General features: G+C 34.5%; 15 protein-coding genes and 1 pseudogene. All 16 read left to right on the forward strand.

Annotated features, from left to right (window positions below; genetic code table 11):
• Nucleotides 1-50 precede the first annotated feature (50 nt).
• The 16 genes and pseudogenes from secA (at nt 51) to whiA (ending at nt 20,987) form a co-directional block, all read left to right on the forward strand.
• The gene (gene secA / locus KA878_RS00500; protein ID WP_053029924.1) at nt 51-2,588 is read left to right on the forward strand and encodes a preprotein translocase subunit SecA; all 2,538 of its coding nucleotides are present in this window, start codon (nt 51-53) and stop codon (nt 2,586-2,588) included.
• 104 nt (nt 2,589-2,692) lie between these two features.
• Nucleotides 2,693-3,809, forward strand: a protein-coding gene (prfB, locus tag KA878_RS00505) for a peptide chain release factor 2 (RefSeq protein ID WP_176747945.1) whose coding sequence is annotated in 2 segments (ribosomal slippage) — nt 2,693-2,764 and nt 2,766-3,809 — 1,116 coding nt in all. Because the reading frame shifts where the segments join, the coding sequence is not laid out codon by codon here.
• A 440-nt stretch (nt 3,810-4,249) separates the two neighbouring features.
• Nucleotides 4,250-5,113, forward strand: coding sequence for a COG3942 and LysM peptidoglycan-binding domain-containing protein (locus KA878_RS00510; RefSeq protein ID WP_193839913.1), 864 nt, complete (start codon nt 4,250-4,252; stop codon nt 5,111-5,113).
• Between the two features lie 338 nt (nt 5,114-5,451).
• A pseudogene (locus tag KA878_RS00515) lies at nt 5,452-6,273 on the forward strand (oxidoreductase).
• Nucleotides 6,274-6,480: 207 nt separating this feature from the next.
• Complete coding sequence (locus KA878_RS00520; RefSeq protein ID WP_053029922.1) at nt 6,481-7,122, forward strand: YfbR-like 5'-deoxynucleotidase; 642 nt, start codon at nt 6,481-6,483, stop codon at nt 7,120-7,122.
• A 5-nt stretch (nt 7,123-7,127) separates the two neighbouring features.
• Nucleotides 7,128-7,355 (forward strand): CsbA family protein, encoded by a 228-nt coding sequence (locus KA878_RS00525; protein WP_053029921.1) that lies wholly within the window; start codon nt 7,128-7,130, stop codon nt 7,353-7,355.
• 451 nt (nt 7,356-7,806) lie between these two features.
• Complete coding sequence (gene uvrB / locus KA878_RS00530; protein ID WP_075108222.1) at nt 7,807-9,792, forward strand: excinuclease ABC subunit UvrB; 1,986 nt, start codon at nt 7,807-7,809, stop codon at nt 9,790-9,792.
• Nucleotides 9,793-9,799: 7 nt separating this feature from the next.
• Complete coding sequence (gene uvrA, locus KA878_RS00535; RefSeq protein ID WP_210142047.1) at nt 9,800-12,634, forward strand: excinuclease ABC subunit UvrA; 2,835 nt, start codon at nt 9,800-9,802, stop codon at nt 12,632-12,634.
• A 453-nt stretch (nt 12,635-13,087) separates the two neighbouring features.
• Nucleotides 13,088-14,023 (forward strand): HPr(Ser) kinase/phosphatase, encoded by a 936-nt coding sequence (hprK, locus tag KA878_RS00540; protein ID WP_053029918.1) that lies wholly within the window; start codon nt 13,088-13,090, stop codon nt 14,021-14,023.
• 3 nt (nt 14,024-14,026) lie between these two features.
• A complete protein-coding gene (lgt, locus tag KA878_RS00545) occupies nt 14,027-14,872 on the forward strand; it encodes a prolipoprotein diacylglyceryl transferase (RefSeq protein WP_193839629.1) in 846 nt (281 codons plus the stop codon).
• Complete coding sequence (locus tag KA878_RS00550; protein WP_075108219.1) at nt 14,872-15,351, forward strand: acyltransferase; 480 nt, start codon at nt 14,872-14,874, stop codon at nt 15,349-15,351. The genes lgt and KA878_RS00550 overlap by 1 nt, the downstream gene beginning before the upstream one ends.
• A gap of 16 nt (nt 15,352-15,367) precedes the next feature.
• Nucleotides 15,368-16,807 carry a tetratricopeptide repeat protein gene (locus KA878_RS00555; protein ID WP_193839628.1) on the forward strand — a complete coding sequence of 480 codons (1,440 nt, stop codon included), beginning with the start codon at nt 15,368-15,370 and terminating at the stop codon, nt 16,805-16,807.
• Nucleotides 16,808-16,870: 63 nt separating this feature from the next.
• Nucleotides 16,871-17,812 carry a thioredoxin-disulfide reductase gene (gene trxB / locus KA878_RS00560; protein WP_053029914.1) on the forward strand — a complete coding sequence of 314 codons (942 nt, stop codon included), beginning with the start codon at nt 16,871-16,873 and terminating at the stop codon, nt 17,810-17,812.
• Nucleotides 17,813-18,013: 201 nt separating this feature from the next.
• Nucleotides 18,014-18,928: an RNase adapter RapZ gene (gene rapZ, locus KA878_RS00565; RefSeq protein WP_053029913.1), complete on the forward strand. Its 915-nt coding sequence runs from the start codon at nt 18,014-18,016 to the stop codon at nt 18,926-18,928.
• Complete coding sequence (locus KA878_RS00570; RefSeq protein WP_193839627.1) at nt 18,925-19,911, forward strand: gluconeogenesis factor YvcK family protein; 987 nt, start codon at nt 18,925-18,927, stop codon at nt 19,909-19,911. Before rapZ ends, KA878_RS00570 begins: the two co-directional genes overlap by 4 nt.
• Before the next feature lie 131 nt (nt 19,912-20,042).
• Entirely contained in the window at nt 20,043-20,987 is a 945-nt protein-coding gene (whiA, locus tag KA878_RS00575; RefSeq protein ID WP_053029911.1) for a DNA-binding protein WhiA, read from the forward strand.
• The last annotated feature ends 310 nt before the right edge of the window (nt 20,988-21,297 follow it).

Consider the following 21,297-nt stretch of genomic DNA (forward strand, 5'->3'; position numbering starts at 1 on the left):
TGATAAATTGTTGTAAGCCAAACAGTTTTTAAGCTAAAGGAGCGGACGTAATGGGATTTTTATCAAAAATTGTTGACGGCAATAAAAAAGAAACTAAACGTCTAAGTAAAATAGCCGATGAAGTACTTTCGCTAGAGGAAGATATGGCTATCTTAACTGATGAAGAAATTAAAAATAAAACAAAACAATTTCAACAAGAACTACAAGAAATTGAAGATGTAAAAAAACAAAATGACTATTTAGATAAAATTTTACCACAAGCCTATGCCTTAGTAAGAGAAGGGGCAAAACGTGTCTTCAATATGACGCCGTATAAAGTACAAGTAATGGGTGGTATCGCAATTCATAAAGGCGATATTGCCGAAATGAGAACAGGTGAAGGTAAAACATTAACGGCTACGATGCCAACCTATTTAAACGCACTTGCAGGTCGAGGAGTACACGTTATCACAGTTAATGAATACTTATCTAGTGTTCAAAGTGAGGAAATGGCAGAGCTATATGAATTTTTAGGTTTAACAGTTGGATTGAACTTAAACAGTAAGTCAACGGTTGAGAAGCGTGAGGCCTACGCACAAGATATTACGTATAGTACGAATAACGAGCTAGGATTTGACTATCTAAGAGATAATATGGTGAATTATGCTGAAGAGCGTGTAATGAGACCTTTACATTTTGCGATTATTGATGAGGTTGACTCGATCTTAATCGATGAAGCGAGAACACCTTTAATTATTTCTGGTGAAGCGGAAAAATCAACATCACTTTACACGCAAGCTAATGTGTTCGCTAAAATGCTTAAAGCAGAAGATGATTATAAATACGATGAAAAAACAAAAGCAGTTCATTTAACTGAACAAGGTGCAGACAAAGCAGAGCGCATGTTCAAAATAGAAAATTTATATGACGTGCAAAATGTGGAAGTTATTAGTCACATTAATACAGCTTTAAAAGCACACGTAACACTACAACGTGACGTAGATTACATGGTTGTCGATGGAGAAGTACTTATTGTTGACCAATTTACAGGACGTACGATGCCTGGTCGTCGATTCTCAGAAGGTCTTCACCAAGCTATTGAGGCCAAAGAAGGCGTTAAAATTCAAAATGAATCTAAAACAATGGCATCCATTACTTTCCAAAACTATTTCCGTATGTACAATAAGTTAGCAGGTATGACTGGTACTGCGAAAACAGAGGAAGAAGAATTCCGTAATATTTACAATATGACGGTTACTCAAATCCCTACGAATAAACCTGTTCAACGTGACGATAAATCAGATTTAATTTACATTAGCCAAAAAGGTAAATTTGATGCAGTTGTTGAAGATGTTGTTGAAAAGCATAAACAAGGTCAACCCGTTCTTTTAGGTACTGTTGCAGTTGAAACAAGTGAATATATCTCTAATTTATTAAAAAAACGTGGCATTAGACATGATGTATTAAACGCCAAAAACCATGAACGTGAAGCTGAAATTGTTGCCAATGCAGGACAAAAAGGTGCTGTAACAATAGCGACAAACATGGCTGGTCGTGGTACCGATATTAAATTAGGTGAAGGTGTAGAAGAAATTGGCGGTTTAGCTGTTATTGGTACTGAACGTCATGAATCTAGACGTATTGATGACCAATTACGTGGTCGTTCTGGCCGTCAAGGTGATAGAGGGGATAGTCGTTTCTATCTATCACTTCAAGATGAATTGATGGTTCGTTTTGGTTCTGAAAGACTTCAAAAAATGATGAACCGATTAGGTATGGATGACTCAACACCTATTGAATCTAAAATGGTATCACGTGCTGTTGAATCAGCTCAAAAACGTGTTGAAGGTAATAACTTTGACGCACGTAAACGTATACTTGAATATGACGAAGTGTTACGTAAACAACGTGAAATTATTTATAACGAAAGAAACAATATTATCGATTCTGAAGATAGCTCACAATTAGTAAATGCTATGTTACGTTCAACATTACAGCGTGGTGTGAACTATCACATTAGTGAAGAAGATGACAATCCGGACTATGCACCATTTATTAACTATGTTAATGATGTCTTTTTACAAGAGGGCGATCTTAAAGAAGAAGAAATTAATGGCAAAGATCCTGAAGATATCTTCGAAGTGGTTTGGGCTAAGATCGAAAATGTTTATGAAAGTCAAAAAGCAAAAATCGGTGGTCAGATGGCAGAATTTGAGCGTATGATATTATTACGTTCAATCGATACGCATTGGACGGATCATATTGATACAATGGATCAATTACGTCAAGGTATCCATTTACGTTCATATGCACAACAAAATCCACTTCGTGATTACCAAAATGAAGGTCATGAACTATTTGACATGATGATGCAAAATATTGAAGAAGATACATCTAAATTCATTCTTAAATCAGTAATTCAAGTTGATGAAGATATAGAACGAGAAAAAACAACTGACTTTGGAAAAGCACAACATGTCTCTGCTGAGGATGGCAAAGAAAAAGCTAAGAAACAGCCAATTGTTAAAGGTGATAAAGTTGGCCGTAACGACCCATGTCCATGTGGTAGTGGTAAGAAATATAAAAATTGCCACGGTAAAGAAGAATAGCTTTAATTTTTAATAATAAGTGGGAGTTGTGGAACTGAATCTACGCTCCTACTTTTTACATATCCATTTAAAAGTGCAAAGAACAAAGAATAGGAGAGATAAAAATGGAACTATCTGAAATTAAGCGAAATATAGATGAATATCGTCAGAACTTAACGCAAATTAGGGGGTCTCTTTGACTTAGAAAATAAAGAGACAAATATACAAGAATATGAAGAAATGATGACTGAACCTGATTTTTGGGATGATCAAAATAAAGCACAAGACATTATTGATAAAAATAATGCATTAAAATCAGTTGTAAATGGTTACCATGAATTAGATGAAGAAGTTGAAGATATGACTGCAACTTGGGAATTATTGCAAGAAGAGTTAGATGACGATGTAAAAGACGATTTAGAACAGAATGTACACGACTTCAAAGAGAAAGTTGATCAATTTGAACTACAATTATTATTAGATGGGCCACATGATGCTAATAATGCTATTTTAGAATTACACCCAGGTGCTGGGGGTACTGAATCTCAAGACTGGGCTAGTATGTTACTACGTATGTATCAGCGTTACGGTGAACAACAAGGGTTCAAAGTTGAAACCGTAGATTATTTACCGGGTGATGAAGCTGGTGTGAAAAGCGTAACGCTATTAATTAAAGGCCACAATGCATACGGTTACTTGAAAGCTGAAAAAGGTGTTCATAGATTAGTCAGAATTTCACCTTTTGATTCATCAGGACGCCGTCATACATCTTTTGCATCATGTGATGTCATTCCAGAATTCAATAATGACGAAATCGAAATTGAAATCAATCCTGATGATATTACGGTAGATACATTTAGAGCGTCTGGTGCTGGGGGTCAGCATATCAATAAAACTGAATCTGCCATCCGAATTACCCATCATCCGACAGGCATTGTAGTCAATAACCAAAACGAACGTTCACAAATAAAAAACCGTGAAGCAGCTATGAAAATGTTGAAAGCTAAATTATACCAATTAAAATTGGAAGAACAAGAACGTGAAATGGCTGAAATACGTGGTGAACAAAAAGAGATTGGATGGGGAAGTCAAATTCGTTCGTATGTATTCCATCCGTATTCTATGGTGAAAGACCATCGAACTAATGAAGAAACTGGTAAAGTTGATGCTGTTATGGATGGAGAAATTCAACCATTTATTGAAGCATACTTAAGACAAGCAATGAATCATAGCGATAATTAATAAAAATTGAATGATAGATTAGGGAGCGGGACAAAAATAAGATTTTTCCAAAATTCATATTGCTGTTCCGCTCTTAGCTTGCTTAACTTGTAGAATTTCTTGATGAAATACTCAGTGCTGGGGGGCCTGTCGTCAAGGATGACTAGGTTTGAAAAAAGCTTGCTTTAAGCGCATTTTCAAATCAGTTAGCTATTGCCAATTTGCAAAATAACATCATCATATTATTTATGTTCCAGGCTCTAATTATTTATAAAACATAAATAGTCGCTAAATAAATGTAAAATGTAATATTAATTATTACTAGAGTACGTCTTTTTACATGTTCTTGAAGTCCTTTTTAACCTTTATATTACAAGCCGATAACATTGAACACACATGAAATGCGGTGTGCTAGAGTATAAATTAAGAATAATATAAAACGACAAAGGAATGACAGCATGATAAATAAGACGCTTACAGTAACATTTACTTCAATTGCGGCTTTAGCAGGCTTAAGTGGTTTAGCTAATGCGCAAGAAACGACACATACAACTTCAACACATACAACATCACACCAAGCAAATGCTTATGATGGCCAAGTGGCACAAGAAACAAACTTAGGGTTAACAGATAAAGATATCGTTAAAGTTAAAGCTGGCGATACGTTATATCAAATTGCTTTATCACATCATTTATCGTTAGAACAACTCTATAGCCTTAATCCAGGTGTAACGGCATTAATTTATCCAGGTGATTTAATAGCGGTAAGTGACAAAGGTGCAGCAAAATTAGAAAATAAAGAGATTAATTATGCACAAGCATATACAGAAACAACAGGCTATAATCAAGCGGATGTAGTAGCTCAATCAGTAAGTGCTAGCACAACAAATGTGTCTAATTACAATGTTGTACCTACAAGTGCACCTGTGGCTACAACGAATGACACATACCAATCATCAGTAAATTCACCAGTATCATATCAACATATTACAACTGCCAATCAAGGTAACCGTTATAGTTACGGAAATTGTACATACTATGCATTTGATCGTCGCCAACAATTAGGGCGCGCAATTGGAAGTTATTGGGGTAACGCAAATAACTGGGCATACTCAGCGAAAAATGCTGGATTAACAGTAGATAATCGTCCTGAAGTAGGTGCAATTTTCCAAACAACTGCAGGTTATTATGGTCATGTAGGTGTTGTGGAACATGTGAATCAAGATGGTTCGGTATATGTTTCAGAAATGAACTGGAATGGACACTATAACCATGTCACTAATAGAACAATTACCAATACTTCAAGTTATAACTTTATTCACTAATAAATATGTTTAGACACTATTTTTAATATATTCAGTCGTCAGAGTTCAATGGCTATGTGAATTAGCATAGTCATTGAACTCTTTATTTTATAAGTAATGTCATTTCCTAGAAAATAATAGAACGATTAAATGTATTAACGAGGTATAGGAAACCAATTTAATCTTTAATTAAAATACTTATCACAATACATTTCTATGTAACTAGTATATATTGGAAAACAAAAGAAAATAAAATAATTGTTATGTATTGAAGTACGCTTAGTGTAAGCGACTATTTTAATAATTGATTTGCGTTTTTTGCGCATAATCGTGATTTCAAAATAAAATAATAAGGTGGAATTAATGGTGAGAAAAGTCATTTAATTACAGGAGCAACGAGTGGTATTGGTTATAAAACAGCTGAATATTTAGTAGCACAGGGCAATATCGTTTATGGCGCTGGTCGTAGAATAGAAAGCCTTGAAAATTTAAAACAAGTACATCCTTTAAAATTAGATTTAACAAATGAAGCATCGATGAAAACGGCTATCGATACAATCATCGCAAACGAAGGAAGAATTGATGTCCTCGTAAATAATGCCGGTTATGGTTCATATGGTGCAATCGAAGACGTCACAATTGAAGAAGCGAAACAGCAATTTGAAGTAAATCTATTTGGTTAAGCACGAATTACACAGCTTGTTTTACCACATATGAGAGCACAACAGTCAGGACATATCATTAATATTTCATCGATGGGTGGACGACTTACAACATATTTTGGCGCTTGGTATCATGCTACGAAATATGCATTAGAAGCTTTTAGTGATGCTTTACGAATGGAAGTAGAAGCATTCGGGATAGAAGTATCTATTATTGAACCAGGTGGGATTAAAACAGATTGGGGTATCATCGCCGCTGATAAATTAGCTGATTCTGCAAAAGGCGGTGCTTATGAAGCTACTGCGATGAAAGTGGCTGAAAGTATGAATAAGCAATATCATTCTAATTTGCTTTCAAATCCAATGGTCGTTACAAAAGCGATTTCAAAAGCCATAGATAGTAATAAACCGAAACCACGTTATCTAATAGGGTTTGCAGCTAAACCCCTTGTGCTTTTACATGCTATATTGCCAACCAAAGTATTCGATAAAATGATGAAAGCCTCAAATTCAATTTAAAGTACCACAATATAACCATTCGATAAATTGTATACATAAGACACCTCGATCGTTCATTTAAGCGTGAACAATACTGAGGCGTCTTATTTTTTATACTATTTTAACCTTCTACAATGTATAAAGAATTGACACTTCTCATAGAAATGTTGATTGATATAATAAATGTAAGTATAATCTTTATTTAATAAAACATGGAGGTAAGGTAATATGGGTGTTCATCAATACTTTAAAAGACTTTCAGATTTAGAAAAATTAATTCGTTTACCAGGTAAATTTAAATACTTTGAACATAACGTTGCTGCGCATTCTTTCAAAGTCACTAAGATTGCCCAATATTTAGCAACTGTAGAAGAATATCATGGGAATACCATTGATTGGAAAAGTTTATATGAAAAAGCATTGAATCATGATTTTGCGGAAGTGTTTACTGGAGATATCAAAACACCAGTTAAGTATGCTAAAACAGAATTGAAGATGTTATTTTCACAAGTTGAACAAGATATGGTGGACACGTTTATTAATGAAGAAATACCTGAACCTTACAAAGATATTTATCGAAAACGACTTCAAGAGGGTAAAGATGATTCACTAGAAGGTCAAATTTTATCTGTGGCCGACAAGATTGATTTACTATATGAAACGTTCGGCGAAATTCAAAAACGTAATCCTGAAGACTTATTCTTTGAAATTTATGAAAATAGTTTAGAAACAATTATGCAATTTGATCATTTAAGTTCTGTTCAAGACTTTATTGAAAATGTAATACCAGAAATGTTGACAGAGAATTTCATTCCTCGTGCAGAATTGCGAGAAACTACAATGGCGATTTTAAATCGAAGAAATGGGTGAGTTGAATGATTTGGTACGCGCTAGCTGCATTTTTTCCATGTGTACTTGTTGTGTTGTTTAGTGTCATAACACGAAGCAAGTGGGTTGGTGTGATTGTTACACTTATTTTGATAGCAGCTTCTATTTATAAAGGTTTCTTTCATAATGAGTGGATTATTTTTATCGATGTCGTTTCTTTATTAGCTGGATATGTCATCATAGATAATCTTGAATTTCATAAGCATCAAGAATAAACATTATGAAACAGAACTTTTGAATGTAAAAGTCAGTTGATTTATAGTGTAAATACACAATATGTACATTGAAGCGTAAAGATAATAAATATATGTAAGTGCGTGGCATCAATAGATGAGATATGAATCAATCACATTCATAAGTGGAATACAAAATAGCGATACATTTTTTAAAATACAAACGTAAGCGAACAAACGTTTGTATTTTTCTTTGTATATTTGATAAAATAACCTTAAGTGAGCATATTATTTCAATAATAGGTAATTAATAAGTATATCAATCTATAAGTACGACGTGTGCGTGTCACTGTTAATCTCATTACATTATGATTGTAATGTACTATGCAATTTATAAAGATCAAAACTTCGGTTTAGTACATAAATATAAGTAAATAAAACCTTTAAAAAAGTAATAGAAATGAATGTTTAATTCAAGGAGGCGCTTGTCAAAATGGTGGAACATTACCCGTTTAAATTGAATTCTGAGTTTGATCCGCAAGGGGACCAGCCACAAGCAATCGAGAAAATAGTGGAAGGTGTTAAAGAAGGTAAGCGTCATCAAACGCTGTTAGGTGCGACTGGTACAGGTAAAACATTCACGATGAGTAATGTAATTAAAGAAGTGGGTAAACCAACGCTCATCATTGCACATAACAAAACGCTAGCAGGACAACTTTATAGTGAGTTTAAAGAGTTCTTCCCGGAGAATAGGGTGGAGTATTTTGTTAGTTATTATGATTATTATCAACCAGAAGCTTATGTACCTTCAACCGATACATTTATTGAGAAAGATGCCTCAATTAATGATGAAATTGACCAACTACGACATTCTGCAACGAGTGCATTATTTGAACGTGATGATGTCATTATCATTGCCAGTGTAAGTTGTATTTATGGTTTAGGTAACCCAGAAGAATATAAAGATTTAGTAGTAAGTGTTCGAGTTGGTATGGAGATGGACCGAAGTGAACTTCTTCGTAAACTTGTAGATGTACAATATTCTAGAAATGATATTGATTTCCAACGTGGTACATTTAGAGTACGTGGTGATGTTGTCGAAATTTTTCCAGCTTCACGCGAAGAGATGTGTATTCGCGTTGAATTCTTTGGCGATGAGATTGATCGCATTCGAGAAGTCAATTATTTAACAGGGGAAGTGATTCGTGAACGCGAACATTTCGCTATTTTCCCTGCTTCTCACTTCGTAACACGTGAAGAAAAAATGAAAATCGCAATAGAGCGTATCGAGAAAGAATTAGAAGAACGATTAAAAGAATTAAAAGATGAGAACAAGTTATTAGAAGCACAACGTTTAGAGCAACGAACAAATTATGATTTAGAAATGATGAGAGAAATGGGCTTCTGTTCGGGTATAGAGAATTATTCTGTTCACCTAACATTAAGACCTTTAGGTTCAACGCCTTATACATTGCTAGATTACTTTGGTGATGATTGGTTAGTCATGATAGACGAGTCTCACGTGACATTACCTCAAATTAGAGGCATGTTCAATGGCGACCGTGCACGTAAACAAGTGCTCGTTGATCATGGTTTCCGTTTGCCAAGCGCGATGGATAACCGACCATTAAAATTTGAAGAATTTGAACAAAAAACAAATCAATTAGTATATGTCTCAGCGACACCAGGGCCATATGAAATTGAACATACTGATGAGATGGTTGAACAGATTATCCGTCCAACGGGTCTGTTAGATCCTAAGATTGATGTGAGACCAACTAAAAATCAAATTGATGATTTACTTAGTGAAATTCAAGAACGTATTGATAGGGACGAACGTGTCCTAGTCACTACATTAACTAAAAAAATGAGTGAGGACTTAACCACTTATATGAAAGAAGCGGGAATTAAAGTGAATTACCTGCACTCAGAAATTAAAACGTTAGAGCGTATTGAAATCATTCGTGACTTAAGAATGGGAACATATGATGTTGTTGTAGGGATCAACTTACTAAGGGAAGGTATCGATATACCTGAAGTTTCATTAGTAGTCATTTTAGATGCGGATAAAGAAGGTTTCCTACGTTCAAACCGTTCATTAATTCAAACCATTGGTCGTGCGGCGCGTAATGAGAAAGGTGAAGTTATCATGTATGCTGATAAAATCACCGACTCAATGCAATATGCACTTGATGAAACACAAAGACGTCGTGATATACAAATGGCACATAATGAAAAATATGGTATCACGCCAAAAACAATTAACAAGAAGATTCATGATGTTATTAGTGCTACCGTAGATAATGATGAAACAAATGACAAACAACAAACTGAACTACCTAAGAAAATGACTAAAAAAGAAAGACAAAAAACGATTGAGAATATAGAAAAAGAAATGAAAAAAGCAGCTAAAGATTTAGACTTCGAAAGAGCAACGGAATTAAGAGATATGTTATTTGAATTAAAAGCAGAAGGGTGACAGTTAAATGAAGGGACCAAGTATTGTAGTAAAAGGCGCACGCGCACATAATTTAAAAGATGTAGATATAGAACTTCCTAAAAATAAACTTATTGTTATGACAGGATTATCAGGATCAGGTAAATCATCTTTAGCCTTTGACACGATTTATGCTGAGGGTCAAAGACGATACGTCGAATCATTAAGTGCATATGCGCGCCAATTTTTGGGTCAAATGGATAAACCAGATGTGGATACAATCGAAGGATTGTCTCCAGCAATTTCAATTGATCAAAAAACGACAAGTAAAAACCCTCGCTCTACTGTAGCGACTGTAACTGAAATTTATGATTATATACGTCTACTTTACGCACGAATAGGCAAGCCATATTGTCCAAATCATAATATTGAAATTGAATCGCAAACCGTTCAACAAATGGTTGACCGTATACTTGAGCTTGAGGAACGTACTAAAATTCAAATTTTAGCACCCATTGTATCTCATAGAAAGGGTAGCCATGAGAAACTTATCTCAGATATTGGTAAAAAGGGCTATGTCCGTCTGAGAGTCGATGGCGAAATTGTTGATGTTAATGAAGTGCCAGAATTAGATAAAAATAAAAATCATACTATCGAGGTAGTTGTAGATAGATTAGTCGTAAAATCAGGCATTGAAACACGTTTAGCAGATTCAATAGAAACAGGTTTAGAATTAGCGGAAGGTAATATTACTGTCGATGTGATCGATGGCGAAGATCTTAAATTCTCTGAAAATCACGCTTGTCCAATTTGCGGATTCTCTATCGGTGAATTAGAACCTAGAATGTTTAGTTTTAATAGTCCGTTTGGGGCATGTCCAACTTGTGACGGTCTAGGCCAAAAACTTACTGTCGATCTTGATTTAGTGGTACCAGACCCCAACAAAACTTTGAATGAAGGTGCTATTGAACCTTGGGAACCAACAAGTTCTGATTTTTATCCAACATTATTAAAACGCGTATGCGACGTTTATAAAATAAATATGGATAAACCTTATAAAAAATTAACTGACAGACAGAAAAATATATTAATGCATGGTTCAGGAGATAAAGAAATTGATTTTTCTTTCCACAGTCGAAATGGAGGTACACGTCATCGAAGAATGAAGTTCGAAGGTGTTGTTGCCAACATTGACCGTCGCTATCATGAATCACCATCAGAATATACACGTGAAATGATGAGTAAATATATGACAGAATTGCCTTGTGAAACATGTCATGGTAAACGCCTAAGCAAAGAAGCACTATCTGTTTACGTTGGTGGCTATAACATTGGTGAAGTAGTGGAATACTCTATTAAAAATGCATTGAATTACTACGAAAATATTGAACTATCCGAACAAGATAGTGCAATTGCAAATCAAATATTAAAAGAAATTATTTCAAGATTATCATTTTTAAATAATGTTGGATTAGAGTATTTAACACTTAATCGTGCATCAGGTACACTTTCTGGTGGTGAAGCACAACGAATTCGATTAGCTACACAAATAGGTTCACGCTTAACAGGTGTGCTATATGTGCTTGATGAGCCGTCTATTGGTCTACATCAACGTGATAATGACCGATTAATAAGTACACTGAAAGAAATGCGTGATTTAGGTAACACACTTATAGTTGTTGAACACGATGATGACACAATGCGTGCTGCTGACTACCTTGTAGATGTCGGTCCTGGTGCGGGGAATCACGGTGGAGAAATTGTTTCTAGTGGTACACCAAGCAAAGTGATGAAAGACAAAAAATCTTTAACAGGTCAATATTTAAGCGGTAAGAAACGTATTGATGTCCCTGAACATCGTCGAGAAGTGACAGATCGCAAAATCAGTATTAAAGGTGCAAGAAGTAACAATTTAAAAGGTGTGGATGTTGATATTCCATTATCTGTAATGACCGTTGTGACTGGTGTATCAGGTTCCGGTAAAAGTTCATTAGTTAACGAAGTATTATATAAATCTTTAGCTCAAAAAATAAATAAATCTAAAGTTAAGCCAGGTGCATATGATAGTATTGAAGGCATTGACCAGTTAGATAAAATTATAGATATTGACCAATCACCAATTGGTAGAACACCACGTTCTAACCCAGCTACTTATACTGGCGTATTTGATGATATTCGCGATGTATTCGCTCAAACTAACGAAGCTAAAATTCGTGGTTATCAAAAAGGACGCTTCAGTTTTAATGTTAAAGGTGGACGTTGTGAAGCTTGTAAAGGCGATGGCATTATCAAAATTGAGATGCACTTTTTACCTGATGTGTATGTCCCTTGTGAAGTATGCGATGGTAAACGTTACAACCGTGAAACATTAGAAGTAACGTATAAAGGTAAAAATATTGCCGAAGTACTTGAAATGACGGTGGAAGAAGCTGCATATTTCTTTGAAAATATCCCAAAAATATACCGTAAATTACAAACACTTGTGGACGTTGGCTTAGGTTATATCACGCTCGGCCAACAAGCTACAACTTTATCAGGTGGGGAAGCACAACGTGTTAAATTAGCATCAGAATTGCACAAACGTTCAACTGGACGTTCTATCTACATTCTAGATGAGCCGACGACGGGTCTACACGTTGATGATATTAGCCGATTGCTAAAAGTATTGAATCGACTAGTTGAAAATGGTGATACAGTTGTCATCATTGAACATAATTTAGATGTCATCAAAACAGCAGATCACATTATCGATTTAGGACCTGAAGGTGGCGATGGTGGGGGTACACTTGTTGCCACAGGTACGCCTGAATACATCGCTAATGTACCATCGTCATACACAGGTAAATATTTAAAAACAGTACTCGAACGCGATAAAGTTGAATAACTAAACCTAGCGTCAGGAAACTATAAAGACGAAGAATGATTAATAATGCACAAGGTGGCCTAGTTATTAAATTTTAACTACAAAATCTACAAGCTAAGTAGGCTTGGAACGGGGCATTAAATCATAAAACTTACAAATTAAGTTTTCCTGACACTCGAGACCCGTATAGAATCCGGAACAAAAATAATATAATGAAGCTATTTTGCAAATTCGCAGTAGCTGACTGAACTGAGAAGACGCTTAATTCAAGCTTTTCTCAGTTCTAGTCACCCTTGCGGGGGTGGGAGAACGAATTTATTAAGAATTCTCTCCCACTCCCTTTTCATTTGAGTGTGTTGTAAAATGTGAACGAAACAAATATATTAGGAATTCTTCTTTTTTATATTAATCTTCTCTTTATTTTTGATATGATAATAGATGAATGAATTCAAGTGAAAATTTTGAGGTGAACTCATGTTAACGACAGAGAAATTAGTCAAATTACTTAAATTAGAATTATTTACAGGTGAAAAAGGATTACATAAACCGATTAAAAATACAGATATATCAAGACCGGGTTTAGAAATGGCTGGCTATTTTTCACATTATGCTGCAGATCGTATCCAACTATTAGGAACAACGGAATTATCGTTTTATAATTTATTACCTGATGAGGAACGTCACGGACGAATGAGAAAATTATGTCGTCCCGAAACACCTGCAATCATAGTGACTAGAGGATTAGAACCGCCACAAGAGTTGATAGAAGCAGCTCAAGAAATGGATACACCACTGATTGTATCCAAAGATGCAACGACAAGTTTGATGAGTCGATTAACAACGTTCTTAGAACACGAATTAGCTAAGACGACATCATTACATGGTGTATTGGTCGATGTTTACGGTGTTGGTGTATTAATCACTGGAGATTCTGGTATAGGTAAAAGTGAGACTGCACTTGAATTAGTGAAACGAGGACACCGACTTGTAGCAGACGATAATGTCGAAATTCGTGAAATAACAAAAGATGAATTAATAGGCACACCACCCAAATTGATTGAACACTTACTCGAAATTAGAGGCCTTGGTATCATCAATGTTATGACATTGTTTGGTGCAGGCTCTATCCTTACACAGAAACAAATTCGTTTGAACATCAACCTTGAAAATTGGGATAAAGATAAATTGTATGACCGAGTTGGATTAAATGAAGAAACATTACAAATTCTTGATACAGAAATCACTAAAAAAACGATTCCTGTACGTCCAGGACGAAACGTGGCAGTTATTATAGAAGTTGCAGCAATGAACTATCGCCTGAATATAATGGGCATTAATACTGCAGAAGAGTTTAACCAACGATTAAATGAAGAAATCCTAAAAAAAGGTCATCAAAGCAAGGAGAGCTAGAGCATGCTTTTAAATTTGAATTATATTGACCCTACTGCATTTAATTTAGGACCACTCTCAATAAAATGGTACGGTATCATTATTGCTGTAGGTATTCTCATTGGTTATTTTATAGCTCAAGAAAGTTTGAAATATGTTGGGCTACATAAAGATACGCTTGTTGATGTCATCTTTTATAGTGCCATTTTTGGATTCATCACTGCTCGAATTTATTTTGTGATTTTTCAATGGCCATATTACATGCAAAACCCTATTGAAATTCTAATGATATGGCATGGTGGTATAGCAATACATGGTGGTCTTCTAGGCGGATTTATTACCGGTATAATTGTATGCAAAGTAAAAAATCTTAATCCGTTCCAAATAGGTGACATTGTAGCACCAAGTATTATATTAGCTCAAGGAATTGGGCGTTGGGGAAACTTTATGAATCATGAAGCTCATGGTGGCCCAGTTCAAAGAACATTTCTTGAAAACTTACATATTCCAGAGTTCATTATCCGTAATATGTATATAGAAGGCGTGTACTACCATCCCACATTTTTATACGAATCAATATGGGATGTATTAGGCTTTATCATATTAATTACAATTAGAAAGCATTTACGTGTGGGTGAAACATTCACATCATATTTAATTTGGTATTCCATTGGACGTTTCTTCGTAGAGGGTCTAAGAACTGATAGTTTGATGTTAACAAGTAACATTAGAGTAGCCCAACTTGTTTCAGTCATTTTGATTGTGATTGGTTTAGCGCTAATGATTTATCGTCGTATTAAACATCAACCACCATTATATAAAGAGGCAGGCCCATTATCATGGCCTAGTCCTAAAGGTAAAGTAAAATAATGAGACGATTAACGAAAGAGGGTCATCATAAGATTAATCCATTATGGCGAATTTATCGTTTTGTACGTTTCCCGAGAGTGCTTAGGAATACTATGATTATTGAAATTTGTCGCTTTATACCGAATTTAAGTTGGAAAAGATGGCTATACATCCATTTATTGAACATGTCCATTGGCCAACATACAGCTATAGCCTATAAGGTCATGCCAGACTTGTTTTATCCCCAACTTATAACCATTGGCAATAATACAGTAATTGGTTATAATACTACAATATTAACGCATGAGGTATTAGTAGATGAATATCGCTATGGTCCAGTTAGAATAGGTGATCAAACTTTAATTGGTGCGAATTCGACAATATTACCAGGTGTAAATATCGGTCATCATGTGGTTGTGAAAGCCGGCACAGTTGTGTCGAAAGATATACCAGACGATGCCGTTGCATATGGCAATCCTATGCACATTCATTATAAATAAAGAGAGGTGACAAAGAATGGCGCAAAACAATGATAAAATTATTTCAATGAAATTTGATGAACCATTTTATCGTAAAATGGCGGATCAAAAATATAAAACACAAGATTTTAATAAAGCAGCAGAATACTATAAAAAAGTGCTTGATTTGTCACCACAAGATTTTGATATAAAGTTAAAGTATGCCCATTGCTTAAATAAACTTCATTTAGGTAGACGAGCAGAGCATTTGTTTTATGACAGTATTATTGAAGGGCAAAATGTAGCAGATAGCTATTATGAGCTTAGTCAATTAAACATCGACCTTAATGAGCCAAACAAGGCCTTCTTGTTTGGTATTAATTATGTGATTTTAACAGATGATAAAGATTTCAGAGAAGAATTAGAAAAGACCTTCGAAGTGTCATATATGAGTGAAGAAAAAATTCAACTCGAAGCACAGCTTTTTGCTACACAACTATTATTCCAATATTTATTTTCTCAAGGACGATTGCAAGATGCACGTACGTATATATTGAATCAAGATGATACTATTCAAGAGCATAGAGTGATTCGCAACTTACTAGCCATGTGCTATTTATATTTAAGCGAATATGATATTGCTAAAGACATGTTTGAAGCATTGCTATCAGAAGATAATTCAGATGTACACGCGTTATGTCACTATACATTGCTACTTTACAATACCAATGAAAAAGACAAATATCATAAATATCTTAAAATATTAAGTAAAGTTATGCCTATGAACGATGATGAAAGTTTTAAATTAGGTATCGTACTAAGTTATTTAAAACAATATGAAGCGTCTCAACAAATATTATTACCTCTATATAAAAAGGGGAAATTCGCTTCAATTCAAATGTTTAACGCATTGAGTTTTAATTATTATTACCTTGGAAATAAAGAACAGAGTCAATTCTTTTGGGATAAATTACTTCAAATATCTAAAGTAGATGTTGGTTATGCACCTTGGATACTAGAAGAGAGTAAACAAGCTTTTGATCAAAAGATACTACCATTGTTATTAGATGATGATAGTCATTATAGACTTTATGGTGTCTTTTTATTAAATCAATTAAATGGTAAAGAAATATTAATGACACAAGAGATTTGGTCTATTTTAGAAAAAATGAATGATTATGAGAAACTTTACCTTACGTATTTAGTTCAGGGTTTACATTTAAACAAATTAGATTTCATTCATAAAGGTTTAGTACGTTTGTATGAAATGGATGAAATACACAAGGATACGGAATTATTTATAAGTTGGATTGATAAAGGCGAAGGTTTAATTGCGAATGAAGTTGATTTAAGCGAAGTTGATAGATATGTAGCTGCACATGCATATTTATATCATCGTTATTATCATAGTCATGTAACTAAAAAGAAAATCATGACATTGTTTAATGTATCGCGTTACAAGTTAGATAGTGCGATTAATCAATTATTGAGCATATAAATTTAAAGATTTCAAATAATAATATATAATGCGCATGATATTAAAAACGTAGGAGGCATAGAAATGACAGAAGTAAATTATGATGTTGCAATTATCGGCGCAGGACCTGCTGGTATGACTGCAGCAGTTTATGCATCACGTGCAAATTTAAGCACAGTAATGATTGAACGAGGCATGCCTGGTGGCCAAATGGCTAACACAGAAGAAGTAGAGAACTTCCCAGGATTTGAAATGATTACAGGTCCGGATTTATCTACCAAAATGTTTGAACACGCTAAAAAATTTGGTGCCGAATATCAATATGGAGATATTAAATCTATTGAAGATAAAGGTGACTATAAAGAAATTAACCTAGGTAATAAAGAAATAACAGCACGCGCTGTGATTATTTCAACAGGTGCCGAATATAAAAAAATTGGTGTCCCTGGAGAACAAGAACTAGGTGGACGCGGTGTAAGTTATTGTGCAGTGTGTGATGGCGCCTTCTTTAAAAATAAAAACTTATTTGTAATAGGTGGCGGTGACTCTGCAGTTGAAGAAGGAGCATTCCTTACTAAATTCGCAGACAAAGTTACCATTGTACACAGAAGAGATGAATTAAGAGCGCAGAAAATCTTACAAGATCGTGCGTTCAAAAACGACAAAATTGATTTTATCTGGAGCCACACATTAAAATCTATTAACGAAAAAGATGGTAAAGTAGGCTCTGTAACACTTGTTTCAACTAAAGATGCCTCAGAACAAACGTTAGATGCAGATGGTGTATTCATTTATATTGGTATGAAACCATTAACAGCACCATTTGTTAATTTAGGAATTACAAACGACATGGGCTATATTGTAACGGAAGACAATATGAGTACTACAGTACCAGGTATTTTTGCTGCTGGAGATGTAAGAGATAAAGGCTTACGACAAATTGTAACAGCAACTGGTGATGGTAGTATAGCAGCTCAGAGCGCTATTGATTACATTGAAGAATTAAAAGATAAAGAAGAAGCATAATTAAGCAAGGCTAGAACATGTCATCACATTTGATTGTGATTTAAACATGGGTTCTAGCCTTTTTTAATGGGTGCGTAAACTACTAACTACTTATATCGCATTAATCGTTACGATAAGTCGTTCATATGATATTATGAAGGTAAATTAACTATAGTCGTGAACGTATATTGACGTTAAAAAGATGAACTAGGCGGTGTCAAAATGACGAACCATAATGAAAATGAAATGAGTAAAAGTGAACTATTAGTAGTAACAGGTCTATCAGGTGCTGGTAAATCCGTAGTTATCCAATGTTTAGAAGATATTGGTTACTTCTGTGTTGATAACTTACCTCCGATATTACTTCCCAAATTTGTTGAACTAATGGAACAAGGAAATCCTTCTTTGCAAAAAGTAGCAATCGCGATTGATTTAAGAGGGAAAGAATTATTCAAGTCGTTAGTGGAAGAAATTGATGCAATTAAAAGTAGAAATGATGTTATTGTAGATGTCATGTTTTTAGAAGCGGAAACGGAGAAGTTAATCTCGAGATACAAAGAATCTAGACGTGCACATCCTTTGAATGAAAATGGTCAAATGTCATTAATAGATTCAATTTTAGAAGAAAAGCAATTGCTTAGTAATATTCGCTCAATTGCTAATTACATCGTAGATACAACACAATTGAAGACGAAAGAGCTTAAAACAAAGGTTAAAGAAAAATTCCAAGATGACAATTTTAAATCATTTAGTATTAATGTTTCAAGTTTCGGATTTAAACATGGCATACAAAAAGATGCAGATTTAGTGTTCGATGTTCGTTTCCTTCCAAATCCTTATTATGTTGAAGACTTAAGACCGATGACGGGAGAAGACGAACCCGTTTATCATTATGTTATGAAATGGAAAGAAACTGAAATATTTTTCGAAAAATTAATGGATTTATTGAAATTTATGATACCAGGTTACAAAAAAGAGGGTAAATCTCAATTAGTGATTGCAATAGGTTGTACAGGAGGTCAACACCGATCTGTTGCGTTAGCTAAACGTATTAGTGAAGAATTAACAGACATATTTGATTATAATGTTTATGTTCATCATAGAGATGCACATATCGAAAGTGGCGTGAAAAAATGAAACAATTAAAGATTGTACTTATAGGCGGTGGAACAGGTCTATCAGTATTAGCAAGGGGATTAAGAGAGTACCCCATCGATATTACAGCCATCGTTACTGTAGCGGATGACGGTGGTAGTACTGGTAAAATCCGTAGTGAAATGGATATACCAGCACCAGGCGATATTAGAAATGTTATTGCAGCATTAAGTGATGCAGAACCAGTCATAGAAGAGTTGTTTCAATATCGTTTTAAAGAGAATCAAATTGAAGGACATTCACTTGGCAATTTATTATTAGCAGCTTTAACCAATATCAAGAATGACTTTGGTCATGCGGTAAAAGAATTAAGTAAAATATTAAATATTAAAGGCAAAGTGATTCCATCTACAAACACGAATGTGATGTTAAATGCAGTGTTAGAAGATGGAGAAATTGTACGCGGCGAATCTCAAATACCAAAGAAAAACAAACGTATTGAGCGTGTCTTTTTAGAGCCTGAAAACGTTGAGCCTATGGAAGAAGCGATTGACGCACTAGAAGATGCAGATTTAATCGTACTTGGACCTGGTTCGTTATATACTAGTGTGATTTCAAACTTATGTGTTAAAGGTATGTCGGACGCTATCTTACGCTCAAATGCGCCTAAATTATATATATCTAATGTTATGACTCAACCTGGAGAAACGTCGGATTACGATGTTATGGATCATATTCAAGCGATACATAATCATGCTGGCAGTGACTTTATCGATTATGTCATTTGTAGTAATGATAAATACGATGATAATGTTTTAAAACGTTATAAAGAGCGTAATGCCAAACCAGTTGTTATGGATGAACATAAAATAACGGATCATAACATTAAGATCATTACGTCATCGAATTTAGTTGAAATCTTAGATGACCATTTAGTGCGTCATAATACGAAAGTTTTAGCGAAATTAATCTATGATTTAGCCCTTGAATTGACAAGTACGATTCAATTTAGACCGAAAAAATAACACTTCTAATCGGCAGTATAACTATGGTATGATAAAGAGCGTATGTGTATTCATGTATGCGTAGAATAACGTGTAACAATATAGGATGTTAATTACATGTATATATAAATTTGATTAGAGGGGGAAATGTGATGAGTTTTGCGTCAGATATGAAAAATGAATTAACACGCATTGAAGTTGACGAAAGCAATGCTAAAGCAGAGCTTAGCGCATTAATTCGTATGAACGGTGCACTTAGCCTATCTAATCAACAATTCGTAATTAATGTTCAAACAGAAAATGCTACGACTGCTAGAAGAATTTATTCATTAATTAAACGCATTTTTAATGTAGAAGTTGAAATTCTTGTGCGTAAAAAAATGAAATTAAAGAAAAATAATATTTATATTTGTCGTACAAAAGTACGTGCGAAAGAAATTCTGGACGAACTAGGTATTTTAAAAAATGGTATTTTCGTTCATGATATTGATGCTAGCATGATTAAAGATGATGAAATGCGTAGAAGTTATTTGAGAGGCGCATTTTTAGCTGGAGGATCTGTAAATAATCCTGAAACATCATCCTATCATTTAGAAATATTCTCTCAATATGAGAATCATTCTGAAGGTTTAACTAAGTTAATGAATAGCTATGGCTTAAATGCTAAACACTTAGAACGCAAAAAGGGTAGCATCGCTTATTTAAAAGAAGCCGAAAAAATATCTGATTTTCTTAGTTTAATAGGTGGATATCAAGCATTATTGAAGTTTGAAGATGTGCGAATTGTTAGGGATATGAGGAATTCAGTGAATCGTTTAGTGAATTGTGAAACTGCAAATCTTAATAAGACGGTAAGTGCCGCTATGAAACAAGTGGAAAGCATTCAATTAATTGATCAAGAAATTGGACTAGATAATTTACCAGATCGCTTAAGAGAAATTGCAAAACTTCGAGTCGAGCATCAAGAAATCTCCTTAAAAGAACTAGGAGAAATGGTTTCAACTGGTGCTATATCAAAATCTGGAGTAAATCACCGCTTAAGAAAGCTAAATGAACTTGCAGATAAAATTCGAAGTGGCGAAAAAATTGAATTATAGGTATGAACTCGTCACATAGTGGCGAATTTTTTTGTAAGAGATTAGGTTCTTAACACGTTTATGGCATTTAGTATTCTATAATAGTTGAATGACAGGCAGACTAAAAAGAGCCTGGGACATCAATAATATAGTGATACTATTTTGCAAATTCGCAGTAGCGGACTAAACTGAGAAGGCACTTAAATCAAGCTTTTCTCAGATCTAGTCATCCTTGCGTTCGGCGGGGCCCCAGCAAAGATCATTTTACTAAGAAATGCTACAAACAAAGCAAGCTGGGAGCGGACGACGAATTTCAAAAGCATTCTGTCCC

The sequence above is a fragment of the Staphylococcus sp. GDY8P57P genome (assembly GCF_017892585.1).
Lineage (GTDB): Bacteria > Bacillota > Bacilli > Staphylococcales > Staphylococcaceae > Staphylococcus > Staphylococcus borealis.